Annotated in this window: 29 protein-coding genes; 18 read left to right on the top strand and 11 right to left on the bottom strand. The window is 42.4% G+C overall.

What is annotated here, in order from left to right; all coding sequences use genetic code 11:
• Positions 1–2: 2 nt before the first annotated feature.
• The 3 genes from ACSQ2E_RS15900 (at position 3) to ACSQ2E_RS15890 (ending at position 4,247) form a co-directional block, all read left to right on the top strand.
• Entirely contained in the window at positions 3–2,954 is a 2,952-nt protein-coding gene (locus tag ACSQ2E_RS15900) for an ATP-binding protein (protein WP_435994584.1), read from the top strand.
• 54 nt (positions 2,955–3,008) lie between these two features.
• Complete coding sequence (gene yhaM / locus ACSQ2E_RS15895; protein ID WP_435992071.1) at positions 3,009–3,950, top strand: 3'-5' exoribonuclease YhaM; 942 nt, start codon at positions 3,009–3,011, stop codon at positions 3,948–3,950.
• Between the two features lie 117 nt (positions 3,951–4,067).
• Positions 4,068–4,247: a sporulation YhaL family protein gene (locus ACSQ2E_RS15890; RefSeq protein ID WP_435992069.1), complete on the top strand. Its 180-nt coding sequence runs from the start codon at positions 4,068–4,070 to the stop codon at positions 4,245–4,247.
• Positions 4,248–4,298: 51 nt separating this feature from the next.
• Here the strand turns inward: ACSQ2E_RS15890 and ACSQ2E_RS15885 are convergent, their stop codons facing one another.
• Positions 4,299–5,228 (bottom strand): peptidylprolyl isomerase, encoded by a 930-nt coding sequence (locus tag ACSQ2E_RS15885; RefSeq protein WP_435992067.1) that lies wholly within the window; start codon positions 5,226–5,228, stop codon positions 4,299–4,301.
• 186 nt (positions 5,229–5,414) lie between these two features.
• On the opposite strand from ACSQ2E_RS15885, the gene ACSQ2E_RS15880 reads away from it, so the two are divergent.
• The 3 genes from ACSQ2E_RS15880 (at position 5,415) to ACSQ2E_RS15870 (ending at position 5,893) form a co-directional block, all read left to right on the top strand.
• Positions 5,415–5,501 carry a YjcZ family sporulation protein gene (locus tag ACSQ2E_RS15880; protein ID WP_034763301.1) on the top strand — a complete coding sequence of 29 codons (87 nt, stop codon included), beginning with the start codon at positions 5,415–5,417 and terminating at the stop codon, positions 5,499–5,501.
• Positions 5,502–5,586: 85 nt separating this feature from the next.
• The gene (locus ACSQ2E_RS15875) at positions 5,587–5,670 is read left to right on the top strand and encodes a YjcZ family sporulation protein (RefSeq protein ID WP_060670486.1); all 84 of its coding nucleotides are present in this window, start codon (positions 5,587–5,589) and stop codon (positions 5,668–5,670) included.
• 127 nt (positions 5,671–5,797) lie between these two features.
• A complete protein-coding gene (locus ACSQ2E_RS15870; RefSeq protein WP_079534381.1) occupies positions 5,798–5,893 on the top strand; it encodes a YjcZ family sporulation protein in 96 nt (31 codons plus the stop codon).
• Positions 5,894–5,956: 63 nt separating this feature from the next.
• On the opposite strand, the gene ACSQ2E_RS15865 is transcribed toward ACSQ2E_RS15870, so the two are convergent.
• Positions 5,957–6,136 (bottom strand): hypothetical protein, encoded by a 180-nt coding sequence (locus tag ACSQ2E_RS15865; RefSeq protein WP_034763303.1) that lies wholly within the window; start codon positions 6,134–6,136, stop codon positions 5,957–5,959.
• A gap of 220 nt (positions 6,137–6,356) precedes the next feature.
• Positions 6,357–6,893, bottom strand: coding sequence for a DUF3267 domain-containing protein (locus ACSQ2E_RS15860; RefSeq protein WP_435992064.1), 537 nt, complete (start codon positions 6,891–6,893; stop codon positions 6,357–6,359).
• A 184-nt stretch (positions 6,894–7,077) separates the two neighbouring features.
• Between ACSQ2E_RS15860 and ACSQ2E_RS15855 the strand changes: the two genes are divergently transcribed.
• A complete protein-coding gene (locus tag ACSQ2E_RS15855; protein WP_435992063.1) occupies positions 7,078–7,407 on the top strand; it encodes a DUF1878 family protein in 330 nt (109 codons plus the stop codon).
• A 1-nt stretch (position 7,408) separates the two neighbouring features.
• Here the strand turns inward: ACSQ2E_RS15855 and ACSQ2E_RS15850 are convergent, their stop codons facing one another.
• Positions 7,409–7,984: an HTH-type transcriptional regulator Hpr gene (locus ACSQ2E_RS15850; protein ID WP_435992061.1), complete on the bottom strand. Its 576-nt coding sequence runs from the start codon at positions 7,982–7,984 to the stop codon at positions 7,409–7,411.
• A 373-nt stretch (positions 7,985–8,357) separates the two neighbouring features.
• Positions 8,358–8,729, bottom strand: a complete 372-nt coding sequence (locus tag ACSQ2E_RS15845) for a YtxH domain-containing protein (RefSeq protein WP_435992059.1) — start codon at positions 8,727–8,729, stop codon at positions 8,358–8,360.
• Positions 8,730–8,893: 164 nt separating this feature from the next.
• Here ACSQ2E_RS15845 and ACSQ2E_RS15840 point away from each other — a divergent pair, with 164 nt between their 5' ends.
• Positions 8,894–9,088, top strand: a complete 195-nt coding sequence (locus ACSQ2E_RS15840; RefSeq protein ID WP_435992057.1) for a hypothetical protein — start codon at positions 8,894–8,896, stop codon at positions 9,086–9,088.
• 62 nt (positions 9,089–9,150) lie between these two features.
• Here the strand turns inward: ACSQ2E_RS15840 and ACSQ2E_RS15835 are convergent, their stop codons facing one another.
• Both ACSQ2E_RS15835 and ACSQ2E_RS15830 read right to left on the bottom strand, forming a co-directional pair.
• Positions 9,151–9,687, bottom strand: coding sequence for a tryptophan transporter (locus ACSQ2E_RS15835; protein ID WP_435992055.1), 537 nt, complete (start codon positions 9,685–9,687; stop codon positions 9,151–9,153).
• A gap of 171 nt (positions 9,688–9,858) precedes the next feature.
• Positions 9,859–10,281, bottom strand: coding sequence for an HIT family protein (locus tag ACSQ2E_RS15830; protein ID WP_435992053.1), 423 nt, complete (start codon positions 10,279–10,281; stop codon positions 9,859–9,861).
• Positions 10,282–11,578: 1,297 nt separating this feature from the next.
• Between ACSQ2E_RS15830 and ACSQ2E_RS15825 the strand changes: the two genes are divergently transcribed.
• The 4 genes from ACSQ2E_RS15825 (at position 11,579) to ACSQ2E_RS15810 (ending at position 14,857) form a co-directional block, all read left to right on the top strand.
• Positions 11,579–12,322, top strand: a complete 744-nt coding sequence (locus ACSQ2E_RS15825; RefSeq protein ID WP_435992051.1) for an ABC transporter ATP-binding protein — start codon at positions 11,579–11,581, stop codon at positions 12,320–12,322.
• Positions 12,312–13,541, top strand: a complete 1,230-nt coding sequence (locus tag ACSQ2E_RS15820) for an ABC transporter permease (protein ID WP_435992049.1) — start codon at positions 12,312–12,314, stop codon at positions 13,539–13,541. The genes ACSQ2E_RS15825 and ACSQ2E_RS15820 overlap by 11 nt, the downstream gene beginning before the upstream one ends.
• 62 nt (positions 13,542–13,603) lie before the next feature.
• Positions 13,604–14,308 carry an EcsC family protein gene (locus ACSQ2E_RS15815; RefSeq protein WP_435992047.1) on the top strand — a complete coding sequence of 235 codons (705 nt, stop codon included), beginning with the start codon at positions 13,604–13,606 and terminating at the stop codon, positions 14,306–14,308.
• Between the two features lie 141 nt (positions 14,309–14,449).
• Positions 14,450–14,857: a DoxX family protein gene (locus tag ACSQ2E_RS15810; protein WP_435992045.1), complete on the top strand. Its 408-nt coding sequence runs from the start codon at positions 14,450–14,452 to the stop codon at positions 14,855–14,857.
• A gap of 40 nt (positions 14,858–14,897) precedes the next feature.
• Here ACSQ2E_RS15810 and ACSQ2E_RS15805 read toward each other — a convergent pair whose 3' ends face one another.
• Positions 14,898–16,100, bottom strand: a complete 1,203-nt coding sequence (locus ACSQ2E_RS15805; RefSeq protein WP_435992043.1) for a M20 family metallopeptidase — start codon at positions 16,098–16,100, stop codon at positions 14,898–14,900.
• A gap of 95 nt (positions 16,101–16,195) precedes the next feature.
• On the opposite strand from ACSQ2E_RS15805, the gene ACSQ2E_RS15800 reads away from it, so the two are divergent.
• On the top strand, positions 16,196–16,789 hold the full coding sequence (locus ACSQ2E_RS15800; RefSeq protein ID WP_435992041.1) for a phosphatase PAP2 family protein: 594 nt from the start codon (positions 16,196–16,198) through the stop codon (positions 16,787–16,789).
• A gap of 40 nt (positions 16,790–16,829) precedes the next feature.
• On the opposite strand, the gene ACSQ2E_RS15795 is transcribed toward ACSQ2E_RS15800, so the two are convergent.
• Entirely contained in the window at positions 16,830–18,227 is a 1,398-nt protein-coding gene (locus ACSQ2E_RS15795) for a hypothetical protein (RefSeq protein ID WP_435992039.1), read from the bottom strand.
• A gap of 243 nt (positions 18,228–18,470) precedes the next feature.
• Between ACSQ2E_RS15795 and liaF the strand changes: the two genes are divergently transcribed.
• The 3 genes from liaF to ACSQ2E_RS15780 are packed head-to-tail and all read left to right on the top strand — an operon-like array spanning position 18,471 to position 21,005.
• Positions 18,471–19,283: a cell wall-active antibiotics response protein LiaF gene (liaF, locus tag ACSQ2E_RS15790; RefSeq protein WP_435992037.1), complete on the top strand. Its 813-nt coding sequence runs from the start codon at positions 18,471–18,473 to the stop codon at positions 19,281–19,283.
• 15 nt (positions 19,284–19,298) lie between these two features.
• Positions 19,299–20,333, top strand: a complete 1,035-nt coding sequence (locus ACSQ2E_RS15785) for a sensor histidine kinase (protein WP_435992035.1) — start codon at positions 19,299–19,301, stop codon at positions 20,331–20,333.
• 18 nt (positions 20,334–20,351) lie between these two features.
• Complete coding sequence (locus ACSQ2E_RS15780; RefSeq protein WP_435992033.1) at positions 20,352–21,005, top strand: response regulator transcription factor; 654 nt, start codon at positions 20,352–20,354, stop codon at positions 21,003–21,005.
• A 99-nt stretch (positions 21,006–21,104) separates the two neighbouring features.
• Here the strand turns inward: ACSQ2E_RS15780 and ACSQ2E_RS15775 are convergent, their stop codons facing one another.
• Positions 21,105–21,680 carry a cysteine hydrolase family protein gene (locus ACSQ2E_RS15775; protein ID WP_435992031.1) on the bottom strand — a complete coding sequence of 192 codons (576 nt, stop codon included), beginning with the start codon at positions 21,678–21,680 and terminating at the stop codon, positions 21,105–21,107.
• A gap of 145 nt (positions 21,681–21,825) precedes the next feature.
• Positions 21,826–22,332 carry an antibiotic biosynthesis monooxygenase family protein gene (locus tag ACSQ2E_RS15770; RefSeq protein WP_261751478.1) on the bottom strand — a complete coding sequence of 169 codons (507 nt, stop codon included), beginning with the start codon at positions 22,330–22,332 and terminating at the stop codon, positions 21,826–21,828.
• Positions 22,333–22,608: 276 nt separating this feature from the next.
• Here ACSQ2E_RS15770 and hemE point away from each other — a divergent pair, with 276 nt between their 5' ends.
• Both hemE and hemH read left to right on the top strand, forming a co-directional pair.
• On the top strand, positions 22,609–23,637 hold the full coding sequence (gene hemE / locus ACSQ2E_RS15765; protein ID WP_435992028.1) for a uroporphyrinogen decarboxylase: 1,029 nt from the start codon (positions 22,609–22,611) through the stop codon (positions 23,635–23,637).
• Positions 23,638–23,727: 90 nt separating this feature from the next.
• Complete coding sequence (gene hemH / locus ACSQ2E_RS15760) at positions 23,728–24,660, top strand: ferrochelatase (protein WP_435992026.1); 933 nt, start codon at positions 23,728–23,730, stop codon at positions 24,658–24,660.
• The last annotated feature ends 36 nt before the right edge of the window (positions 24,661–24,696 follow it).

Raw genomic sequence — 24,696 nt, 5'->3', positions numbered from 1 at the left:
TGATGGAACTCCATATATACGGATATGGGAAGCTTGAGAACAAGCATTATACACTTAGGGATCTTCAATTATTCTATGGAGAAAATGAAGCGGGTAAATCGACGATCATGTCCTTCATTCATAGTATTCTATTCGGATTTCCAACGAAACAGCAATCTTTGTTGAGGTACGTCCCGAAATCATCGACCGAGTATGGTGGGAAAATCCTTTGCCAAATGGATGATCAAGGGATTGTGAGCATCGAACGGATCAGAGGGAAGGCTGCAGGAGACGTAACCGTCCAATTTGAAGATGGAAGAGTAGAGGGGGAAGAAACCCTCCAACAATTATTGGGCAAAATGGACCGGTCCACTTATCAAAACATCTTCTCATTCAACCTGGATGGTCTTCAAAACATCCAGCGACTCAAAAAAGAGGAACTGAACCGGTATTTATTCACAGCGGGTTCTACAGGGACGGACCTTCTATTGAAGCTTTCGCAGGACTGGCAGAAAGAAAGAGAACTGCTGTTTAAAAAGTCAGGTAGAAAACCGAAGATCAATGTAGTGCTTTCCGAACTAAAAGATCTAGAAAAACAAATAAAGGAAGGAAAAGAGAAAAACGATCAGTACCTGCCGCTCCTAGCGAGACGTAGATCTCTGGAATCAGAAATATCAGTCATGGAGAAGGAAAAGGAGCTTCTTTCTGATAAGAGGGAAAATCTTGTTTCCGTAAATGAAAATTGGGATACCCTTGTCCATTTCTATGATGTGGAAAAGCGCCTCTCCCAGCTGAATGACCTTGACTTCCCTCCAAACGGATTAGAACAAATGAATGAGCTGAAAATCGAAGAAAGACAAACGTCAGCCTATCTAGATACCCTGCAAAGTAAACAAAAGAATCTACATGAAAAGTTGGAATCAAAAGATCTGGATCTTACATTAAGAGAAGACATTCCCTATATGGAGAAACTATTGTCCCAGCAATCCTCTTACTTGAAATGGAAAGAAGAGAGCGGGGAACGAAGCAGAGAATTGAGAATGGTCCAAAGTAAAATCAGCGACACAATCAGGGAATTAGGGCTGCAGATTGAAATGGAAAATATCCCGTCATTGAACACAAGTCTGGTGATGTCTGAAAACATCCAGCAGACTTTGGACCATCAGACCAAACTCCTTCATGAACGGGAAAGCTTGGATAAGCTTCAGGAAGAGGAAATGGAAGAACTTCAGGCCATTGAAAAAAAATGCGAAAACTTAGAAGAACGATTAATGGAAGAGGATGGATATCAAGAATTACAGCGGAAGGTCAAAGCTCTTACCGGAAAGCATTCTACGAGGGAACAGATGGAATGGGTAAACCTCCAACTGAAGGAGGCCGAGGAAAACTATAACCGAAAAAAAGCTTCCTATTCGTATCAGATGCTTATCAGTGGGGGAGCATTCCTGATTGTAATGGGATTCGGTTTATGGGGTATGTTCTCCGGCAATTGGATCATGGCAGGTATGAGCTTGCTGTTTCTGATGACTGTCGGTGGAACCATCTTTCAATCGAGGAAGAATGTCAGGAAAGAAACCTTCACCCTCCAAAAACTCAAGGAAAGAGCCAAAGATATCCAACCGGATAAAACCGAGACTCTGGATATAGCAGAACAAAGACTTTTGGAACAAATGGAATTTCGCAACGAGTGGAAGCAGCGGGTCCTATCGTTAGAAGAGCAGGAGCTGAAGATACAGAAGCTTCATGAGAGGAAGGAAAAGCTTGAGAAAGCAATCGTACAGGGAGAGGGAAGGATAGAACGTCTGAAAAGGGAATTATACTTACCTGCCGATTTTCATTGGAAGTGGCTGCGTGATGCATATGCCAAGATGAAAGAATTAGTCTATTCTTATGAAACATATACTCATTTATCCGATGAAGAAGCTTATTCAGAGGAGAAAGTGAAAGCATTCACTGAAGAATGCCGTGATTGGTTCCACCGGCATGCCCTCTTGTTCACGACAGTGGACGAAGCGCTGCTTCAATTGAAAAGGATGCTGCAGGATCTGGAGAAACGTCAGCTGGTAGTTGAAAATATTGCTGCAGAATTAGAGCCTTTATCTTTGGATATCGAAAAACATTCCATAGAAGTTGGGAAAATTCGCCATGATATACATGACCTTATTCATGTAGCTGGTTGCACGGGGGAAATGGAATTCCGGGAAAAGGCTCAGAAGGTTCAGGAACGAAGTGAACTCTGGTCTCAATATAGGGGGATGAAAACAAGATTGACCCAAAAAACCCTTGATGTGTTTCTTGATTTTCAATCGCTGGAAGAAAGCAGGAAGGAGTCGACCCGGGTCTTACAATCCATAGATGAGTTGTCAAAAGAGTTGTCGGCTCATCAAAAAGAGCTCGCCTCCCTTTCGTATGAAATCAAAACGTTAGAAGAAGGCAAGAGCCATTCGGCCATCCTTCAAGAATTCCAAAGCAAAAAAGCCGAGCTTGGGGAGCTTGCCTTTGAATGGACTACATATACATTAGCGAGGGACTCGTTAAGGAAAACAATGGAACTATATCAGAAAACCAAAATGCCGAAAGTCATAGAGCTTGCAGAAGAAAACTTCAGGGAATTGACAGAAGGACATTATCAACGCATTTTCTTACTGGATGATGAAATGATCAAAGTTGGGAGGATGGATGGAACCACTTTTCATGCAATCGAACTCAGTCAAGGTACGAAAGAGCAGCTGTTTATATCGATCCGCTTTGCCCTCATTCAATCAATCGGTGACAAATATCCTTTGCCTGTTCTGATTGATGATGGGGTAGTCAACTTTGACCTAACCAGAACAAAGGCATTTCTTTCGCTCCTAAGGAAAGTGGCAAGGGATCATCAAGTGTTATTCTTTACCTGCCACCCCCATATCAAACAATCGTTCACGGATGAAGAGGTGATTGTGTTAAAGAGGAAGGAGCCGATCCGGACTACCTGAGTACAAAAATATGATATACTGAAACTACTTTTATAGTGGAACGGAGGAGAAGAGATGTCAGGTATTACACATTTCAGCGTAGGTGAGACGATCGACTTGCCATTATTAATCAAGCAAATGACCAAAGGTACCACCAATACAGGAAAACCGTTTCTCACGCTGATTCTGCAGGATAAGAGCGGAGACATGGAAGCGAAGCTCTGGGATGCTTCTGAGCAGGATGAGAAGGCATACCAACCTGAAACGATCGTCAGGGTTGTCGGTGATATACACAGTTACCGTGGTAAAAATCAGCTTAAAATCAAACAGATCCGGCCAGCTTCCCCGGCGGATGGCTTTGCCATTTCAGACTTCCTTGAAACGGCGCCGGTGAGCATAGATGAGATGACAAGCAAGATTACACAGTATATCTTTGAAATGAGGAACCCGAACATCCAGCGCATCACCAGGCACCTGATTAAGAAGTATCAAAAACCTTTCCTTGAGTATCCGGCAGCTACGAAGAATCATCATGAATTCGTATCAGGCCTTGCCTATCATGTGGTCTCGATGCTGGATCTTTCGAAAGCCATTGCCGGACTGTATCCTTCCCTGGATTCGGACCTTCTCTATGCCGGGGTTATCCTTCACGATTTAGGGAAAGTCATCGAGCTGTCGGGTCCTACTTCGACAACATACACGATTGAAGGGAATTTGATTGGGCACATTTCGATCATGGTGAATGAAATCGGGAAAGCAGCGGATGAACTGGGAATCGAAGGCGAAGAGGTCATGATTCTTCAGCATCTCGTGCTGAGTCATCACGGAAAAGCCGAGTGGGGAAGTCCTAAGCCACCACTCATCCGGGAAGCAGAGATCCTTCACTACATCGATAATGTTGACGCAAAAATGAATATGCTAGACCGGGCACTTGAACGGGTGAAGCCGGGAGAGTATACGGAGAGAGTATTCGCACTCGACAACCGTTCATTCTATAAACCAACCTTTCATAAATAAAGATTCCAAGAATCCGGTCCATTGCCGGATTCTTATTTTTATCTTACGGTCATGTTTTCTTCCAGGGCCTCATATAGTGTAAATAAAAGAGGACAAACCTATAAGGAGATGAAGCAAATGACCCTGCCTATTTGGATGTACCTGGTTGTAGCAGGAATTTTCGGGAGTGCCTTTATGACGATCAAATCGGCGAAGGAAGAAAAGACGATTGAAGATGAGTGGATTGAGAAAGAAGGAGAAGTCTTTATTCATCGAATGGAAGAGGAAAAAGAGAAAAGGCGTCAACTGACGTCTTGATCAAACATAAAAAAGGACTGATGGCTTACGATAGCCGTCAGTCCTTTTTGATTATTCCTGTTTTTCCGTTGCCGGAGCTCCGCCTTCAGGTGCTGCAGGAGGATTCAATACTTGATCGAATGATTTTTTCAGATCTTTATCTTTGATGTTCAGATCAGCTTTTTCGATTTCAGCTTTCATCGCTTCCTGGATTTTCTGAGGATCCACTTTAGAAAGCTTCAATTCTTTTTCGATTTCCTTTTTCATTTCGTCAAAGGATTTCTTTTCTTTTTTATCAGTCACTTCGATGATGTGATATCCATATTCTGTTTTAATCGGCTCACTTACTTTGCCTTTTTCCAGAGTGTCCAGTGCCTTAGAGAATTCTGGGACAAAGTTTTGACGCCCAGCGTAGTCTACCCATCCTAAGCTTCCGCCGTTTTCAGCAGAACCGGGATCTGTAGAGTACTCCTTGGCGATATCTTCAAATTTCGCTCCATCAGCCAATTTTTGTTTGACTTCTTTCGCTGTTTTTTCATCTTCTACAAGGATATGGCGAACTTTAATTTCTGGCTTCCATTTCTCGTAGTACTCTTTGACTTCTTTATCCGTTACTTTCACGTCGGAAATCGCAGCTTTTTCTTGAAGTAATTGAAGCTTCAAATATTGTTTGAACGACTTTTCGTCCAGGTTATATTGTTGTAAGAAACTATCAAATTGAGGCCCTAATTGATCCTTCGCTTCATTCAGCTTTTCATCAACTTCCTCTTTTGACACATCATACTTTTCTTCGAGGACTTTTGTATACACCAGTTCCTGAAGGGCCTGTTCCATTTGTGGAGTGAATTTTTGTTTCATTGATTTGTAAAGTTCATCTTTTGTTACATCTCCGGCTTTTGTTGTTGCAACAACGTCATTGTTTCCTTCAGCACCGTCACCGCTGCATCCTGCAAGTCCTACGACTCCCGCAGCCAATGATACTGAAATGATCCATTTTTTCATGGTGACCAACTCCTACAATAATTTCGTTTGATGGCTTGTCAAAATCTACAAAACATACTATAACACACTTCTTCCATTTTAAAAAATATTTTCCAAACTAATCTTCAGAAAAATGGGCATTTTACACACCCATTTCCTAGGTACTTTCATATGATAAGAGCGAAGAGAGAAAAGGAGGTAATAAATATGAGCTGTGGATACAATTCCGGATTCGCGTTAATCGTAGTGCTGTTCATCTTATTAATCATCGTTGGTGCCGCATATATTTACTAAAAAAATAAATTTATGACATTAGCCTAAAACAAAAGGCAGCTAACTTGAATAAGATAAAGTAGCGCTTCAAAGGAGGTGGAAAGTTATGGGTCACGCATACGGCGGAGGTTTCGCGTTAATCGTAGTACTGTTCATCCTGTTAATCATTGTGGGTGCAGCATGGCTATAATTTAGCCTCAGGGTTTAGGTTCACCGGATAAAGACTGTAAGAGGGGGCAATACCTTAAGAAAGGCTGGCCCCTTTTGCTTCATATTCATATGTTTATGCTTTTCATACATGAAAGGAGGAAGCGCATATGTCAGGTGCTTGCGGCGGGTACGGCGGAGGTTTCGCGTTAATCGTAGTTTTATTCATTTTGTTAATCATCATTGGTGCAGCATACGTTTGCTAATATAAATAGATTAAAAAGCAGATCCGGTTTATAAGGATCTGCTTTTTTCTCGCATTTCATGTTCTATGTAAATAGTATCTCTATGTAAGAAGAAACCAGCAGTATGGTGATTAGGATATTGATGGTCCTAAATACCTTAGGTTGGCGTTCTTCAGGTATTTCTTTTTGTAAACATAATGCGTTGGTCATTTTATTTATATAAAATAAGATGAAGACAGCAAATACTAAAAACATGGAGATCATCCAAACCCCTCCCCGTTATCTCCTATAGACTATACATTACCAAATTATTTCCCTAATTGGTAGCAAGAGTGTTGCCTACGTTCATGTAAATGAAGCTTTTTTCGTATATGATGCCCTTCCGGTATGAAGAACAGTTAAATGAAAGCAGCGAATCATCCCGAAAATATGAGAAGGATGATTTCATCCATCGAGTGTATGCATCAATGGCCATCCATCATCCTTACTGATAAATCAATATTTCATATCCATCATCATTTTCTTCGATTAATGCATTCTTTGGTGAGTCCATCAACTGTTTCGCATAAATGAAATCAATGGCACAGATCCCTGAATGAAATGCAAGGAGCATAGTAAAGTAATGCGAATAATGTGGGAAATGGAAGCACCCGTATAATAAAATACTGTTCAGTACAAAGAATGGAGCCACAAGGGCGACCAAATAACGGTATTTTGAAATTGGCTGATCCACCCGCAATGAAAGTATCGGCAAAAAAAGCATTTTTCGGTTGCATTTGCATTTTATTTTTCTCACGAAAGGCAAGATGGGCACGATGTGAAAAAATTTATGCAATGGATAAATACTGATCAGTCCCACGAAGAATCCCAGGAAATGCTTATCGTAAAAAGCACTCGGAAATAGTAAGTTGATTGGTACGTATATTAATGAGAATACCATCATCATGATGATGGATGAAAGTAAAAAGACTCGGTAAAATCCAAATTGTTTTTCCAGGTTGATTGTTTTCCAGCAATGCATAAAAAAATCGCCTCCATTAGACGAATAGTGGTTAAATAAGTGCTTTACATACTTTATTACGATTGCCGGAAAAAATCAATACATTTTAGAAGTATTTTTCTTATTTTTTGGAGGGAGTTTTGGGCGACAGGTATGTTATAGTTTCTGTACAATAAGAGTATGAGGTAAATAGCGGGTGATAAAGATGCACGAACTAATGAAGCGAATAGAAAAACTTGAATACCATCAGAGGTTGATGGCTGAAATGTGCCCTGAAAATGGGTTTCCTTTTTATCGTCTGATCATTAAAAATGGATTGTCAGAGAAGGAAGTGAAGGAGTTCTTTCATACTTGTGATAGATTGAGCATGAAACTTGAAAAACAAAAAGCGGAAGAATTCGTATACAATACTCCGCTTTTTAAAGAATTTGAAGAAGAGCTTCATGCAAAGCTGAAGGTGCATGAAGTCGTGAATAGTTGCCTGGTTCAGAATATTTATCCAGCTTTGATGAAACAATTACAGAAGAGCTTATAGATCAGGCAAGTTCTTCCTCATCTTCAAACAGTTCACCGAGCTTTCCATTATCATCAGAAAAATCATTTTCAATATTGTGAAATGACTTTTCGAATATTTCCATAAAATCATTTCCATAAATATTACGAACGACGGTCATCATTTCGATCATTTCAGGGAACTTCCCATACAATTCCCGTAATGGAGCCACTCCCTTGAAGATAGAATGACTTTCCGGCTGATAGTTCTTCATTAGATCGAGAAGGATATTCTCCCCCTTGGCCGTCAGTTGAATATACGTATTCCGCTTATCATTCTCCCGTTTGGAAAACTCAAGAAGTTCACGTTCCTCTAATTTCTTCGAGAAGTTAAATGCCGTTGAAACATGCATAACACCGAATTTGGCCACGTCCGATATGGAAGCACCCTTTAAATGATACGCAATCCAGAGAATATGATGTTCATTGATATTTAAGTCGTATGGCTTGATCCATTGCTGCCAGTCCTTTTCTATGGCCTTCCACAAAGCTTTACTAAGCTGAGCCATCCTTTGACTGAAGAGCATTGCCTCTTTCAAAGTAAATTCTCTTTCCTTCATCTCATTCACCCACTTTGCTAGAAAATCTTTTTTTACTATAAGCTATTCTTGAAATGGTTGCGTTGTAAGCAGTTCCAAAGGATTCACTAAAACAACGATCATCAAAAAAGAAAGCGCTTATATTTTATTATGCCAATAAAGTAATAATTAATAAAGGCTAAATTGACAAAATTTTTCGAAGTATATAATTTCTGGTTGGTTTACCGGCTTCATATTAGAAATGTTAGAGGGTTTGAACCCTGTAATGACGGGATTCGTATAGGGAATCACTATTCTGAAAAAAATCGGGGTGAAAATAAATTTTGTTTTAAATAAAAAAGAATCCCCGCAAGCCATAACCCGGAAATGGGCGAAAGGCAAAACGGGGATAGGGTTATTGATTCGTTGTATTGGCGGAGTTGATCGATTTTTCCAGCGCTTCGATGGTTCGTTGGATGGATTGGATTTCTTCCTGAAGGCGCTGGTTGTTCGGCTCGGTTGAAGCCTGCCACTGCTTGAAGGAAGCTTGAAGATCCTTGGAAAGCTGAAGGACAGTTTCCTTTCCTTCCTGCGACAGGGTGCCGATTGACTCTTTCAATTCACCGATGTGGCCTTTCATCTCCTCGATGACCACTGTCCAATCATCTTTCTTGTCTTTGATTTGTGCACGGATTTCTTTACCTGATGAAGGGGATGTCAGCAGGGATGCGACTCCTCCAACCACTCCACCGATTAATAATCCGTAGGCAAGAGATTTTTTATTCACTATGTTCACCTCGTTCTTCTATTTCTATAATACTATATTTCTACAATCAGATTGTATTCTCCTTTTCCCTTTTAGAACAGATTGAAACAAGTCGGTTCATATCTTTCTCTTTAAACGCATAAAAATAAGATAAGAGGTGGGGAAAAGGGGGAGGTTCTTACAGAATGGATGGAATAATCTTTGGATTCTTTGCTCTCAGTACTGTTTTATTTCTAAGTATGGTATATAACTTCATTAGTATTCAAAGACCTGGAATGTATCCTCCTAAAAATATATTAAAAAAGCGTGCGACCATATTGGGTTCAGGTGGATTGATCACGTTTCTTTTAGGGATACTGCTTTGGTTTGCAGTCAGTTAATAAAAAAAGCCCCCCATTATGTGAAGGATCACAACTCATGGAGGGTATTTTTATTATTTCGTTTAGGAAAGCCGTTCTGTTGTGACAGCTTCTCGAATGGTTGAACGTTTTAAAATACCGTTGATGATCGGATACACAACGAACATTGCGCCGGCGTTCACAAGTGTTGCCGGAAGGACGACTGCTGCGAATAGAGCGAAGAAAGCTCCAGGCAGGCCAACGATCACATATGCAGAAAGCAGGAATACGCTTCCTGATACGAGGGTACCGATTGCGGTTAGAACAGAAGCGCCTACCAGTGAACGAGTGATTTTCTTTGTTGCCAGGAATAATCCGTAAAAGACGAATGCCGTGACTGGTTTATCGATCAGGTTTGGTAAGAAACCACCAGGGAATTGTGTTGTCAATCCTGAAATGACTCCTGTCAGTAAACCTAATAGCAAGACGTTTTTCTTTGCGGGAAACAAAATGATTCCCAAGAACATCATCGTCAGCATCATGTCCGGTTTCATCCCTAGGAATATGCCCGGGATCACTGTGTGCAATACCGCTCCGATCCCTACTAATAATGACAGGGATACAAGTGTTTTTGTATTCATTTCTCATCTCTCCTCAACTAAGCTATACTTTGTATTCTGCTTCTCCTAATGTGCACTGTTGCCATCAGCGAAAAGATAGGTACATTATAACATATAGATACTCCGTGTCAAAGATGAAAATGTCTGAAAAAAGCCCGGCCGCTTCACTCACAAAGGGCGGGGCTTTCAATTCTATGACAGATGCCGGGCGATAGAATCGGCGATTGTTTTTAAATCTTCGTGGCTGTAGTCGTCGTTGTGGGTTTTCCATACAGCTCCGAAACCATCTCCATTGCCGTAGCGTGGTATGAAGTGCATATGGAAATGGAAGACGGATTGCCCTGCTTCTTCACCTGCATTGCTTAAAAGGTTCATTCCCACAGGGTTAAACTCAGCTTTGATGCTGTTTGCGATCTTTGGTGCAACAGAGAAGAGGTGACTTGCCACATCAGGGGTCAGCTCGTAGACGTTTTCTTTATGTACTTTCGGAATAAGGAGTGTATGACCTTTCGTCACTTGGCTGATGTCGAGAAATGCAAGGACATGGTCATCTTCGTACACTTTCATTGCCGGGATCTCTCCATCGATGATTTTACAAAAAATACAGTCACTCATGCTCATTTCCACCTTTCAGTAATGGTGTAAGTATTTTACCATTAAAGTGAGAATAAATGAAGAAGAGACAGGAACGATTTTCCTGCCTCTCTTCTTAGAAGGGGTAAAACTCTAAAGGTTTAAATGTCAGGCTTCATACTCTTTGATAAACACCTCATTCGCTAGTAGCTACTGTAGTGGTACCATTCTTGGGTAGAATGAACATTGTTCAATGCGACCATCCCCTTATCTTTTTGCTAGTTAAGCATTCAGACAATAGAAACTGTTAGCCGTCTTGGACAAACACCTCATTTGCTATAAGGATGATATGTGTAAATCGTTAGAAACATGAATGACTCTGTGCAAAATGACCATCCCCTTATCTAATAAGCTAAGGTAAGCTACTAAAGTAAGTTGATTCAGTCAAAATGTGCTTTAACAAACACCTCATTTATCAAATTTTTGATGAAATGAATTGGGTGAGTGTGTCATTCACTAAAGAAGACGACGAATCCTTCAAGTCGCAAACAATAGTGAAATCGGTTAGCTGGTCTTTAACAACCATCCCCTTTTTCTTATTGCTGGCCCCTTCTGATAATATGTTGTGCAGAAAGCATGATGGTTATGAATACTAAAATATGGAAGGGTGGTTATTCAAGCCTTTGTCGTGAAATTTGTTAAAGAAGTGAGAGCTGGTTGATTTCCGCTGCAGGTGCTCGCTTTCCGCGGGGCGTGAGTTGAGCCTCCTCGGGCTTTGCCCTGTGGGGTCTCAACTTTCCCGCGTTTCCCGCAGGAGTCGAGCACCTTCCGCTCCAATCAACTATCCAAGTGTAAGTGTTTCACTAAAATAATGGAATGGTGAGATTGCTACACCAATGCATACACCACTCTTATCCTTTTAGTTGCAGTAATGACCCATTCTGCTAAGACTCCCAAACGACCGAATTCAAAAACTATAGTTTGTGTATGAATAACAAATCCCTGGAAAAACGGGCCTTTTGCAATTATTCCTAAAGCATATTCAGTTACAGCAGGATCTAGCTATTGATTGGAGTGCAAGACGAAGACTCCTGCGGGAAAAGCGGAATTGGTAAGACCCCGCAGGAGCGAAAGCTGTGAGGAGGCTTACCTTCCGCCCCGAGGAAAGCGAAGTCTTGCACGGAAATCAATAGCGGTGTAGCAAGTGATCCTAATTAATAATTTGATTATTCATCATTCCAGCCTCTAGGGGAAAAAGATCCATATTCAAAACATGCCTTCACCCTAAAATTTTGGTAAAATAGAAATAATACGTTGAAGAGAAAGGACGTTGCTGCTCGTGTCACTATTAGAAATCAAGAATCTTGTCGGCGGTTATACAAGGAAGCCGGTATTGAAGGATATCTCCTTTTCCATACAATCGAATGAAATTGTCGGGTTAATCGGATTGAATGGGGCAGGTAAGAGTACGACCATCAAGCATATCATCGGTCTGATGGAGGCAAAGCAAGGTGAAGTCTCCATCAATGGCCATACGTTGAAAAAGGATGCCGATCAATACCGCAAACAATTTTCATACATACCGGAAACACCGATTTTATATGATGAACTAACCCTGGAGGAGCACCTGAAGCTTACGGCCATGGCCTACGGGTTATCAGATGCGGAATATAAGGGAAGAATCGACAAATTGTTGAAAGCGTTTCGCATGGAGAAGAAGATGAGCTGGTTTCCTGCCCATTTTTCTAAAGGGATGAAACAAAAAGTGATGATCATGTGTGCCTTTCTTATCCAGCCCAGTCTGTACATCATAGACGAACCGTTTGTCGGATTGGACCCACTCGGGATCCAGTCCTTACTTGTTTGGATGCAGGAGATGAAACAAAATGGGGCAGGCATCCTGATGTCTACCCACATATTAGCCACTGCCGAGAGATATTGCGATTCATTCATCATCCTTCATGAAGGGGAAATCCGGGCTAAAGGGACTCTCGAAGAGCTTCGCAGGGAGTTTACTATGCCTGAAGCCACCTTAGATGATATATATATTCAGCTGACAAAGGAAGAATCCCATGATGAATAACGTGGAGGGCATCTGGAAAAAGAGGATTGTGGAGTATAACCAGGAACTTCAAAAGTATTTGAAGTACATGTTCAACGATCATTTATTATTCGTCCTGATCTTCGCATTGGGAGGCGCGGCGTTTACGTATAATCAGTGGGTGAAGACACTCGAGCCAACATTCCCGGCTCCTCTTATCATGGCAGTCATACTTGGTCTCTTATTGGCATGGAGTCCTGTTTACACCTTCCTCCGGGAAGCGGATGCTGTATTTCTTCTTCCTTTAGAAGAACGTCTATCCAGATATTTCAGGAAATGTATCTGGATCAGCTTCTTGTTCCAATCCTACATTCAACTGCTTGTCCTGGCTGCCCTTATGCCTATGTATGTAGCTGTATCCGGAAACAGTTTCAGAAGCTTCTTTCCGTTACTTGCCTTAGTATTGGTCATAAAAATATGGAATCTTTATGTTCGCTGGTTCATGTTAAGGTTTCAGGAGAGGGAAGTTCACCTGACGGACAACCTGGCACGTTTTCTGTTGAGTGGGGCTCTTGTGTTCCTTGTTTTATCGGGAGCTTCCCTTTGGATGACAATCGTCGTGGCTGTCTTGATGCTCGGCTATGCATTTTATTTTCAACAAGCAACAAAGGGTAAGAACCTTAAATGGGATTTATTGATCAATCTTGAAGAGCAGCGCATGCTGTTCTTTTATCGCATCGCCAATATGTTCACGGATGTTCCAAAGCTGAAAGGGAAAGTACATCGGAGAAAATGGCTCGACTGGCTTGTGAAGGCGCCTTTCTCACAAGCATCAACCTATCGCTATTTATATCTTCGCTCGCTTGTGAGGACAAGTGAATATTCAGGTCTGTATATACGTTTGACCCTGATCGGTGTGTTGCTGATCTATTCAAATTCTTCTTTCGTCTTCAGTATCCTGACGGCTATGGTCTTTCTTTATTTGACTGCTTTTCAGATGATTCCATTATTCAAGCGTTTTGACTATAAGATCTGGGTGCTCATTTACCCCGTTTCAAGAGAATTGAAAACATTATCTTTTCAGAAAATCATGAGCCAGTCGATGATGATTCAGGCACTTGTGTTTTCCCTGCCCCTTTTTGTAAGGGGAGAGTGGCTGCCGGGATTGATCACGCTGTTCGCAGGCTTATCCTTTTCCATTTTTTTCAGTCAGTTCTACCTGGGGCAAAGATTGAAGAAGATGGAAGAAACCCTTTTTTAATGAAACAGGTAAGATGAACATAATATGAGTAAAGGCTGACGAAAAAGGATGGTGGTTCTAAAGTGAACCATGAGAGAGAAGAGCTTGAGCAGTGGAAACGAAGATACACCAGGAAGTCATCCATTTTTCAGAGGGTTTCCAAACAGGCCCAAACGAAAGTGAATGAGTGGATACCTGAGAAAGCGCATAAAGTTGTCACGGAAAGCATCAAGAAAATGGTGGAGGTCACTCTGAAGGGAAGCGAATGGGTGTCTCTTCAGAAGATTCCCCGTAGCTCAGCGCTGCAGGAACGGGAAGTCGTGATGAAGGAACGAATGGAATTTTACCGGAAAGCTGCCACCATCGAAGGGGCGGGAACCGGTGCCGGGGGGGTCTTCCTTGGTCTTGCGGATTTTCCATTGCTCCTGTCTATTAAGATGAAATTTTTGAGTGAATGCTCCCTGATCCATGGTTATGATCCCAAACAATATGAGGAACGTCTATTTCTTCTATATGTTTTTCAACTTGCATTCTCAAGCGATACCCATAAGAAGAAGGTCCTGCACATCATTGAGAATTGGGAGGATGAAAAAGAAAAGCTGAAGGAACTTGACTGGAAAACCTTTCAACAGGAATATCGGGATTACATCGATTTGGTGAAGATGCTCCAGCTCATTCCGGGAGTCGGGGCTGTTGTGGGTGCCTATGCGAATTATCAGCTTTTGGATCAGCTTGGTGAAGTGGCAAAATTCGCTTATCGGATTCGCTGCTTTAATGCATTAGAATAGTACCGTATGAAGGTCGATCGTCATGATCGGTCTTCTTTTTGTCAGTGTCATTGTGATGACAAACCCATCTTTTTCTTTCCGCAATGACTTCATGTATAGTGATAAAGGTAGGGTAAATGTGTTTAGTGAGGTGTGGAATAGATGAATAAACGGAAAAAAGCATGGAAGATAGTCGGGCTTATTTTATTCTCCTTCTTCTTCTTTCTGGCAGGATTCTTTCATTTTATTGAAGCTCAAGGATTTGCGAAAATGGTCCCTGCGTTTATTCCTTTAAGGGAAGAGCTTGTTTATATTACGGGAATCATTGAATTCATTCTGTCAGTCCTGCTGTTGATTCCGAAGACTCGTGAAAAAACAGGGATCATCACAGCGATATATTTAGTGCTTGTATTTCCTGCAAATATCTACGCGGCCATTAAAGGAATTCCGGCCCCGGGACAGGAAGATGCCAATCAACTGCTGCTTTGGGTCAGACTATTGTTTCAGCCCCTCTTGATCTGGTGGGTGTTGGTGGTCAGTAAAATTGAAAAAAATCATCGCTTTTATTAAAAAAGAAGGATCGGATGCGAGCGTCCAATCCTTCTTTGTGTTATTTCGGAACGGCTTCGGAAACGGAATGTTTATCCTGGTAGTGAAGTGTTGCACCGGCCAATGATTTTGCTGCAATGAGAAGTGCTTTTTCGTTAAGATCGAACTTGGGGTGGTGGTGTGGGAAGGCTGTTTCCACATTGTCGGGCTTTGCTCCCGTGAAGAAGAAAGTACCCTTTACATGTTCTAAATATAAGGCGAAATCCTCACCGCCCATTTGCATTTCAATTTCTTCCACCGTATGCACTTCATCTACAGTATCTGCACTTTGAATGAATAGATTTGTCTCTTCAGGGTGATTGACAACGGCCGGATAACCCCGCTCATATACATATTCATAATCACAGCGGCCTGAAAGGCAGGCGCCTTTCAGGATCTGTTCGATTTCTTCTTCAATAAAGTCCCTGACTTCCGGGTTGAAGGTCCGTACCGTTCCAATCAATTTAGCTGAATCGGCTATTACGTTAAACGCATTATCAGCTATAAAGGACCCGATGGTCACGACGGCTGGATCAATCGGGTTTACTCTTCTGCTGACGATTTGTTGGAGTTCTGCAACAACTTGAGCCCCGATCACGATGGAATCCTTCGTTTTGTGAGGCTGTGCCCCGTGACCTCCTGATCCTTTGATGACAATTTCAAAGCGGTCCGCAGCGGCCATGATCGGACCAGTTCGGTGAAGGACCTTTCCAAGCGGTTCGGTTGCCCATAAATGGGTGCCGAAGATCACATCCACACCTTCAAGGCATCCCGCTTCAATCATGGACTTAGCTCCCCCCGGTGCGTATTCTTCAGCGTGCTGATGAATAAGAACGACTGTTCCTGGAATGGAGTCGCGCATTTCATGAAGGGTTTTCCCTAGTACCAGAAGTGTAGCGGTATGGCCGTCATGACCACAGGCGTGCATGACGCCCGGAACGGTAGAACGATATTCCACTTCCTTCTCATCCTGTATGGGAAGGGCGTCAAAGTCTGCACGGAGAGCCACGGTCTTACCGGGGAGAGCACCTTCCACTCTCGCTACCACACCATTGCCGCCGACTTGTTCTTGAACGGGGACCCCGATTTTTTTGTAGTAATCCGCAATATACTTTGCCGTATTTTTTTCCTGGAAGGATAATTCCGGGTGTTGATGAAGAAATCTTCTAATTTTAACCATTTCTATCCAACGATCTTCTAATTTCTGATATAATTCATTCAGCAAGTCCCCAACCTCCTAATGTTTGGTGAATATTACGAATATTATAACACTAAAAGTTCCCGGGAAGAGGGGTTAAGTGAAATTCAAGGAGGGATCCGATGAATAAAATCTTATCCATTACGGCAATCATTTCATTTGTACTTTTTATGACCATAGCCCATTTTGTTTATCATGACTTGGAGGTGTTCGGAGAAGATTATCTTCTGACAAACATGGGTGACTTGAATGTTTTAGAACTATTTTCAGTGATAGGGACCGAACTGGTCATCGGAATTGCCACAATCGTCCTGATTCTGTTTCTTTGGTGGATTAAAAAGGATTATGCAGGAATCATTACTGTCGTGGTACTGGTAGCGGGAAGTAACGTCCTGAATAAAGCCATCAAAGGTTTGATGGAGCGTGAAAGGCCACCATTTTCCCATGGAGAAGAAGGATTCAGCTTTCCCAGTGGTCACGCCATGGTGGGACTTGTCTTTCTGCTGGTCATCGCTTATTTCATCAGTAAAGAGATTTCGTCCCTGGGAATCAAAGTAATGATTTTCACTTTGGCCGTCATCCTTTCCCTGTTGACAGGATTCAGCCGGGTAGCGGAACAGGCTCACTATCCTACTGATGTAGCTGCCGGTTTCCTTCTGGGTTATTCATTTTTCGTGCTATGTATTTTCTTATATGAAAAGCGCCCTGCAAAATAAGAGGGACGGACCTTCCGAGGTAAGGTCCGTCCCTCTATCTTTAGATTAAAAACATCGCAACGATGGTAGTTGCGATCAGTCCGATGACGACGGGGAGCAGATTCCGCCTGGCAAGTTCGAATGGGTCGACTCCACAGATAGCTGCTGCCGGAATGAGTGCCCATGGTACGAGAGTCCCGCCCCCGACCCAGATGGCTGCCACCTGACCAAGGGCCGTTAGGGTAGCAATGCCGGAACCGATGCTTTCAGCGAATAAATTGGCGACGGAACCGGCAAGAGAAATACCTGAGAAGCCTGATCCATCAAGTCCCGTGATGGCACCGACCGTCGTAAGGGTAATCGCTCCCACCGCCTTGGAAAGTGGAACGGCAGCAGCAAGGGATGCACCAAGATCATTGACGATTCCATGTGATGTTGACGGAAGGAAATCCCCGATGATCGTTTGGAACCCTGAGTCCCCTAAATAGAAGAAAGCGGCAATCGGTATGACCGGACCGAATACTTTAAATCCGAACTGAAACCCGTCAATCATGAAACTGGTCGTTTTCTCTAATCCTTTTCCTTTATAGGCGGCCAAAGAAATCAATAAGAGTATGATGATGGAGGTTCCCCCGATAAGTGCGGTTGCATCCCCGCCTTGCAGATCGAATAGAACCATTGCCGTAATATCAGCAGCGAATAAAATGGGGATGAGGATCGCGATGGCTTTTTTCCAACGGGATGATAAAAGATCATGTGAAGAATCCTGCTCTGGACCGATGGCTGCAAGGGAATTGGAATCGATTGTGAGGATCCCTTTTTTCATATCTCGCTTAAGGAAGATGAATGCAGTAACGGTCGTGACGACTCCCATGACGATGATGAGGGGAATACTTGCCGAAATAACTTCAGAAACAGGAATACCTGCAGCGTCCGCCGTCAACTTTGGGGCAGCCTGGATGACAAAGTCACCTGAAAGGGCGATTCCGTGACCGAAAAGGTTCATGGCCATGGCGATGCCGAGGGCCGGTAATCCGACCCGTAAGGCAACGGGTACCAACACGGCTCCCAATAGAGCCACTGCGGGGGATGGCCAGAAAAACCACGAAATGAACATCATTACAAGACCTATTGTCCAGTACGCAAGAGCAGGGGTGCGGATGAACTTAGTGAACGGTCGGATCATGACATCATTAATCCCTGTCGACGTCAGTCCTTTACTCATGGCAACGATGATGGAAATGACGAGAATGGTTGAGAGTAATTCAGTGATGGCAAAGATAAAGCTATTAAATATACTACTGATTGACCCACTGATCGATCCCGTGGCAACCAAAGCGATACTGAAGATCCCGAGAATACATACGATGGTTGTGTCTTTTCTGAAAACCATAAATAGGATGATCAACCCTATGAAAACTAAATAAATCCAATGAAGAGCAGTCAAATCAATCCCCATTAGAAAAACCTCCTCAACATTTGTTCCTCAAACCTTGGGCATATGCCCTGATCTGTACTATAGATTATGAAAATGCAGATAAGGTGTGATACAGGAAACATACATTTTTTCAGCCTCTGGACTGAGGCTGAATCATTCCGCTGCTCCTCAAACAATCATGAAAATCAATCTATAATGGAAGATGTAACAGGAATAGGCAAGTTCAATAGCGAAAGTTATAAGTGATGTGAAGGTGGTGTTCGTATGAGATACAAAGGAAGAAAGCAATGGTTTTTCTCATTTTTGCTGATGGTGATAGGATTGTGGCTATTATTACTGAATATAGGTGTCATTTCCTTGGAAATAACGCAGATATTTGTCAATATTATTCCTATTTTGTTATTGCTGTTGGGTTTGAAGTGGTCAGTAGACAGCTTTTTGAAAAAAAGCTTTGGCAAATTACTATTCGGCCTTTTCAGCCTGGCACTTGGGGTGCTGATCCTGCTGGATAGATACGATGTGCTGGTTTTCGATTACGTGAACTGGTGGAAGTTATGGCCGGTTATCATTATTGCTATTGCGATTCATCGGATTGTGAGGAATAAACCGATTCAAGTGAGTATAAGCAGTGATTATCCTTTTAATAAGTCAGTTGAACCGGCTCGTGAGGGACAGCCGTTAAATCAAAAGATCCTCCAGAAGAAAAATAAGATAAATAGAGGGTTTATCGTCGGGGATATCCGTTTTTCAGAACCGAACTGGCCACTGGAAAATATGAAGCTATACAACGCCATAGGAGATTACTATTTTGATTTCAGTAAAGCCTTCATTCCTGAAGGGGAAACGCCTATTGATATCAAGGGATGGATTGGCGATGTGAAGATGATCATACCGGAAAATGTCCCTGTGGAAATCACTTTGAAGGTGCAGGTGGGTGATGTGAAGTTGTTTGAACAGAAATCTGCCGATATTCGTTCTGAACTGTATTATCGATCCCCCGGATATGTCGAGGCAAGCAAAAAAATCAAGCTGACTGTTGATGTAAAAATCGGTTCGATCCGGATTACCCGGATATAAAGGTTGCGAGGGGGAATGAGATTGAATAAAACCTCAAATATCCGAAATTGGATTTTCAAGAGCTTTTTGATGATGGCTGTCATGGCCATTCTACTTTTTTTTATCGTTTTGCAAGTCTATCTTTATCTTTCAGAGGACCCCAGTATCTCTCTTAAACTTTCCATTTATTTGACCACTTGGCTGGCCATCATTTTATTACTATTAAGCATTTATTTCGGTTTTCGTACAGGGTATACATTCAAGGTCAGAATCGATGATATCTCCACCTTTGTCACCTTACTCCGAAGTGGTAAGTTCTCTGCAAGGGTGGACCGGTATGATCATGACGAGTTGGGGATTTTATCGGACGAATTGAATCAGCTTGCGGTATTCATTCAAGAGCAGGTCAAATCACTTCAGCGGCTGGCAGATGAAAAGTCAGAGCTTGCCGATCAGGCTCACCAGGCTGCGGTCATGGAGGAGAGGCAGAGGCTTGCCAGGGACTTGCATGATTCTGTCAGCCAGCAGTTATTTGCCCTGAATATGCTTTCTTCAGCGGCGCAAAAATGCATCGGGAAAGATTATAAAAAGGTTGAAATCATCGTGAGACAAGTAGCCGATATTGCAGGGAAGGCACAAGGTGAGATGAGAGCCCTTCTTCTTCATCTTCGACCGATTGATTTAAAGGGTGAAAGTCTTCGGGAAGCGTTAACCATCTTAATCAGAGAACTGAAGGAAAAAACGCAAATTGAGATCGATGCCACCCTGGATGGAATGGAGGACTTATCGAAAGGGACTGAAACACATATGTTCAGGATCATCCAGGAGAGTCTTTCAAATATCCTTCGTCACTCTGAAGCAACAAGAGTAAAGATCGTGACGGAGAAGAAAGGTGGCTATGTCACCTTATATATCAGTGATAACGGTAAGGGGTTTGATCTAAAGGAAAACAAGATGACCTCTTACGGACTTCAAACGATGAGAGAGCGGGCGGAAGAAATAGGAGGATTATTTCAGATTCGCTCCAAAGAAAAAGAGGGAACGTATATTAATCTCCGCATCCCGGTTTAATTCAAAGGGGGAAGACACTTGGAAAAGATTAAAGTGATGATTGTTGATGATCACGAGATGGTACGGCTGGGTATGAAAACATATTTGCTGACAGAAGATCGAATTGACTTGCTTGGAGAAGCGAAAAGTGGAAATGAAGCAGCTCAGCTTGCCAAGCTGTATATGCCCGACGTCATATTAATGGATTTATTAATGGAGAATGGGAATGGCATCGAAGCCACAAGGAAGATCCTATCCTTTCATCCTCACTGTAAAATTATCATCCTTACAAGCTACTATGACGATGAAAAGGTGTTTCCTGCCATCGAAGCAGGTGCTCATAGTTACTTATTGAAGACGGCAAGTGCAGAAGAAGTAACCGGGGCAGTTTATAAAGCGGTTAAGGGTGAATCGGTCATAGCATCCAAAGTTGCCGATAAGATGATGAACCGATTCCGTCCGCAGGTAAGAAAGGCTCATGAAGAGTTGACGACAAGGGAAATGGATGTTTTGAAATGTTTGAGTGAGGGCATGACGAATCAGGAAATTTCAGAAGAGTTATTTATCGGAATCAAGACCGTCAAGACCCATGTAAGTAATATTTTGAGTAAGCTTGGAGTCACGGACCGTACCCAGGCAGCCATTTATGCGAATCGAAACGGGATCTTGTTTAAAGCCTCAAGGAAAGAGTAGAGAAGTTTTATATAAGGCAGAAAGCAGAATGGGCTTAGTCAAAAGGAATGAAATCATTCCCCTTGACTAAGCCCATTCTGCTGAAAACGAATTTGAATATTAAGAAATGACCGGCTTAGTTAATTTTAATCGTGATGATAGCAGGCACTCCGTTGAAGAAATGGAAGCAAATTCTTGGTGAAGATTTGCCAGGGACAGTCCATGAACAATTTCAGCAGAAAATAGGGAACCGTCAAACGAATAGGTTTCAAAGCATGCAGTGGCATCATTTGGGACCGTCACTTCATATCCCAGATCTGCGGCCATTCGAACAGTAGTGGATATACCGTGATTGGTTGTGAACCCCATTACGACAAGGGATTTATATTTTTCCCGTTTTAAATATAAATCCAGATCTGTATCGATAAAAGCGCTATTGACATGCTTAATGATGTGTTTTTCTTTTTGTACAGGCCGGAAACACTCTATAAAATCAAAACCTCTTGAACTTGAATGAAGTGGTGATTCCATATCGAAAGAAGAATGTTGCACGTGTACAACCGGCCACGCCTTTTCTCTCCAACCATGCAAAAGCTGATAAGCGTTCTTTTCCATACCGGGATTATTCCGCTTTCCCCGTGAAGAATCACTATATGCCTTTTGAAAATCAATCAAAATCAAACATGTTTCACTCATCGGAACTCCTCTCCTTTCATTCAGGATGTCTGTAACCAATACGATTAAGTATACTGTTAATCATTTGTAATTATGTATGTACACACCCGCTGCAATTGTAAAGATTATAAAAGAAAAAGCTGCCGGAATTCAGGCAGCTTTTTCTTCAGGATTGACCCGAAACATAGTATTTACTTACATAAGATGCACGTGGGAAGATATCCTTTTGATTATCAATTCCTTCTTCAGTGCCCCTCTTTGCATGGGCCTTCTCGTATTGCTTGGATTCCTGCCAGCCAAGGAAGCTTCGTTCGTCCTCCCAAAGGGTCATGATCACATATGTATCGTTGTCCAGTGGTCTCAGAACCCGAATTGCGGTAAACCCCGGCACCTCTTCAATCAAACCGGCACGGTTTTTAAAGCGGTATTCAAAAAGCGGCCTTCCTTCGTCTGATACGGGGATGTTGTTGAAGACTACGTATCCTTTGCTTTCAAGTTCCCCTGATTGATCAACAATTTCATAGCTGCGAGGAGATTCAAAGACACTCTCTCCGCTTGTTTCATGTAAAAGCAGTGCATCTTCGCCCTGCATTAAGAGCATTTTTTCACCCGCATGCTGATCCATAATTTTTTGTAGGAAATCATGTGTGCCTGTTGTCATATATAGCTTCATCCAAATCACCTCAATAAAGTAGTCACTTCTATTATACTCTTCCCTTTTCTTTCTCTCTTGTAACATGAATGATGGATATTTTTTCACCACCCTTCAAAAATCGGCAAATTTATGACATTTTCCCTTGATAACTATACAATTCTCCCTAAAACGTCTATAGTTTAAAAGGGTTACAAAATGAACGTTCAAATAATATATAGGACAATTTTAGAATCTACTCAAATTAGTTTACAATAGGGTTAATGGAGTTACATAGAAAGGTGGACGAACAAAGGTATGAAACAGATGAATGATACTTTTTTACGAGCGGCAAGGGGAGAGAAAACGGATTATACTCCGGTTTGGTATATGAGACAAGCGGGTCGTTCACAGCCTGAATACAGGAAGATCAAGGAGAAATATTCTCTTTTTGAAATCACGCATCAGCCTGAACTATGTGCATATGTGACAAGGCTGCCTGTGGAACAATATGATGTCGATGCAGCCATTCTTTATAAGGATATCATGTCACCACTTCCTTCGATTGGAGTGGATGTCGAAATCAAATCAGGCATTGGCCCTGTGATCGATAATCCTATCCGTACGACTGCGGATGTTGAAAAGCTTGGGGAAATCAATCCTGAACAGGATGTTCCTTATGTATTGGACACAATCAAATTACTGACACAGGAACAATTATCGGTTCCATTGATCGGCTTTGCCGGTGCTCCGTTTACGATGGCAAGCTATATGATTGAAGGCGGTCCTTCCAAAAACTATAATAAAACAAAAGCGTTCATGTATGCAGAACCACAAGCTTGGTTTGCTTTAATGGATAAATTGGCAGCGATGACCATCACATATGGTAAAGCCCAAATCAAAGCCGGGGCGTCTGCCTTCCAAATATTCGACTCCTGGGTGGGTGCACTGAATGTACAGGACTATCGCACATTCATCAAACCGGTCATGGAAAGAATCTTCAATGAACTGAAGGAAGAGAATGTACCATTGATCATGTTTGGTGTCGGAGCAAGCCACCTTGCGAATGAATGGCATGATCTCCCCATCGATGTAGTCGGACTTGATTGGAGATTGCCGATTAAGGAAGCAACAGAAAGAGGCATATCCAAAACGGTGATGGGCAATCTGGATCCTGCGATCCTGCTGGCACCATGGGATGTGATTGAAGAAAAAGCTAAAGAAATCCTGGATCAAGGGAAGGACCTAAGCCACATCTTCAACCTCGGCCACGGAGTATTCCCTCAAGTCAATCCAGATACATTAAAGCGATTAGCATCCTTTGTGCATGAATACAGTGCCAGGTAGAGAACATTCACACATGTCTATAAATGGATTCTGTTGAAGAAACATGGCACAATAATGTAATGTATGAAACTGACAATGAGGTGAAATGGTATGTCAAAGAAGAAAATGGGCCTATTGGTGATGGCCTATGGTACACCATATAAAGAAGAAGATCTGGAACGCTACTATACACATATCCGCCACGGAAGAGTCCCTTCCAGCGAACTTTTGGATGACTTGCGGGGACGGTACGAGGCGATCGGGGGGATTTCCCCACTGGCGAAGATCACCCTTGATCAGGCGAAAAGCCTGGAGGAACATTTGAATACGGTTCAAGACAACATTGAATTTAAAATGTATCTTGGGTTAAAGCATATTGAACCGTTCGTAGAAGACGCAGTGGAACAAATGCATAATGATGGCATTGAAGAAGCAGTTTCCATTGTACTCGCTCCTCATTTCTCAACGTTCAGCGTCAAATCGTACAATGGACGTGCGAAAGAAACGGCGGAAAAGCTTGGCGGTCCAACAATCACAGCGATTGAAAGCTGGTATGAAGAACCTAAATTCATTCAGTACTGGGTAGACAGGGTGAAGGAGACCTTCGCAGGAATGAGTGATGAAGAGCGAAATAATGCGGTGCTCATTGTTTCTGCACACAGCCTTCCTGAACGCATTCTGCAGTCCGGCGACCCATATCCGAAGCAATTAGAGGAAACGGCGAAGATGATCGCAGAAGGAGCCGGTGTCACGGAATATGCAGTAGGCTGGCAAAGTGAAGGGAACACTCCCGACCCATGGATCGGCCCTGACGTCCAGGATCTGACAAGGGATCTTCACAAGGAAAAAGGCTATACTACTTTTGTTTATACACCGGTAGGGTTTGTAGCTGATCACCTTGAAGTACTTTACGACAATGATTATGAATGTAAAGTCGTAACAGATGATATCGGAGCTTCTTACTATCGTCCGGAAATGCCTAATGCCAAACCGGAATTCATTGATGCCTTGGCAGATGTCGTGTTAAAACACCTTAAAAAATAGTTTCCCGTTTTTGGCTGTACAGGAAGGACTGAAGCG

This window comes from Rossellomorea sp. LjRoot5 (assembly GCF_964253455.1).
In the GTDB taxonomy this organism is placed as follows: domain Bacteria; phylum Bacillota; class Bacilli; order Bacillales; family Bacillaceae_B; genus Rossellomorea.
This window is presented reverse-complemented; position numbering and strand designations above follow the sequence as displayed.

What these genes read in the sequence shown, in the direction of transcription:
- ACSQ2E_RS15860 (WP_435992064.1), bottom strand. Translation starts at nt 6,893, where the DNA reads ATGCATTGCTGGAAAACAATCAACCTGGAAAAACAATTTGGATTTTAC.
- ACSQ2E_RS15840 (WP_435992057.1), top strand. Translation starts at nt 8,894, where the DNA reads ATGGATGGAATAATCTTTGGATTCTTTGCTCTCAGTACTGTTTTATTT.
- ACSQ2E_RS15810 (WP_435992045.1), top strand. Translation starts at nt 14,450, where the DNA reads ATGAATAAACGGAAAAAAGCATGGAAGATAGTCGGGCTTATTTTATTC.
- ACSQ2E_RS15875 (WP_060670486.1), top strand. Translation starts at nt 5,587, where the DNA reads ATGGGTCACGCATACGGCGGAGGTTTCGCGTTAATCGTAGTACTGTTC.
- ACSQ2E_RS15770 (WP_261751478.1), bottom strand. Translation starts at nt 22,332, where the DNA reads ATGAAGCTATATATGACAACAGGCACACATGATTTCCTACAAAAAATT.
- ACSQ2E_RS15850 (WP_435992061.1), bottom strand. Translation starts at nt 7,984, where the DNA reads ATGAAGGAAAGAGAATTTACTTTGAAAGAGGCAATGCTCTTCAGTCAA.
- yhaM (WP_435992071.1), top strand. Translation starts at nt 3,009, where the DNA reads ATGTCAGGTATTACACATTTCAGCGTAGGTGAGACGATCGACTTGCCA.
- ACSQ2E_RS15865 (WP_034763303.1), bottom strand. Translation starts at nt 6,136, where the DNA reads ATGATCTCCATGTTTTTAGTATTTGCTGTCTTCATCTTATTTTATATA.
- ACSQ2E_RS15890 (WP_435992069.1), top strand. Translation starts at nt 4,068, where the DNA reads ATGACCCTGCCTATTTGGATGTACCTGGTTGTAGCAGGAATTTTCGGG.
- ACSQ2E_RS15900 (WP_435994584.1), top strand. Translation starts at nt 3, where the DNA reads ATGGAACTCCATATATACGGATATGGGAAGCTTGAGAACAAGCATTAT.
- liaF (WP_435992037.1), top strand. Translation starts at nt 18,471, where the DNA reads ATGAGATACAAAGGAAGAAAGCAATGGTTTTTCTCATTTTTGCTGATG.
- ACSQ2E_RS15830 (WP_435992053.1), bottom strand. Translation starts at nt 10,281, where the DNA reads ATGAGTGACTGTATTTTTTGTAAAATCATCGATGGAGAGATCCCGGCA.
- ACSQ2E_RS15855 (WP_435992063.1), top strand. Translation starts at nt 7,078, where the DNA reads ATGCACGAACTAATGAAGCGAATAGAAAAACTTGAATACCATCAGAGG.
- hemE (WP_435992028.1), top strand. Translation starts at nt 22,609, where the DNA reads ATGAAACAGATGAATGATACTTTTTTACGAGCGGCAAGGGGAGAGAAA.
- ACSQ2E_RS15795 (WP_435992039.1), bottom strand. Translation starts at nt 18,227, where the DNA reads ATGGGGATTGATTTGACTGCTCTTCATTGGATTTATTTAGTTTTCATA.
- ACSQ2E_RS15885 (WP_435992067.1), bottom strand. Translation starts at nt 5,228, where the DNA reads ATGAAAAAATGGATCATTTCAGTATCATTGGCTGCGGGAGTCGTAGGA.
- ACSQ2E_RS15785 (WP_435992035.1), top strand. Translation starts at nt 19,299, where the DNA reads ATGAGATTGAATAAAACCTCAAATATCCGAAATTGGATTTTCAAGAGC.
- ACSQ2E_RS15800 (WP_435992041.1), top strand. Translation starts at nt 16,196, where the DNA reads ATGAATAAAATCTTATCCATTACGGCAATCATTTCATTTGTACTTTTT.
- ACSQ2E_RS15835 (WP_435992055.1), bottom strand. Translation starts at nt 9,687, where the DNA reads ATGAATACAAAAACACTTGTATCCCTGTCATTATTAGTAGGGATCGGA.
- ACSQ2E_RS15820 (WP_435992049.1), top strand. Translation starts at nt 12,312, where the DNA reads ATGATGAATAACGTGGAGGGCATCTGGAAAAAGAGGATTGTGGAGTAT.
- ACSQ2E_RS15870 (WP_079534381.1), top strand. Translation starts at nt 5,798, where the DNA reads ATGTCAGGTGCTTGCGGCGGGTACGGCGGAGGTTTCGCGTTAATCGTA.
- hemH (WP_435992026.1), top strand. Translation starts at nt 23,728, where the DNA reads ATGTCAAAGAAGAAAATGGGCCTATTGGTGATGGCCTATGGTACACCA.
- ACSQ2E_RS15775 (WP_435992031.1), bottom strand. Translation starts at nt 21,680, where the DNA reads ATGAGTGAAACATGTTTGATTTTGATTGATTTTCAAAAGGCATATAGT.
- ACSQ2E_RS15880 (WP_034763301.1), top strand. Translation starts at nt 5,415, where the DNA reads ATGAGCTGTGGATACAATTCCGGATTCGCGTTAATCGTAGTGCTGTTC.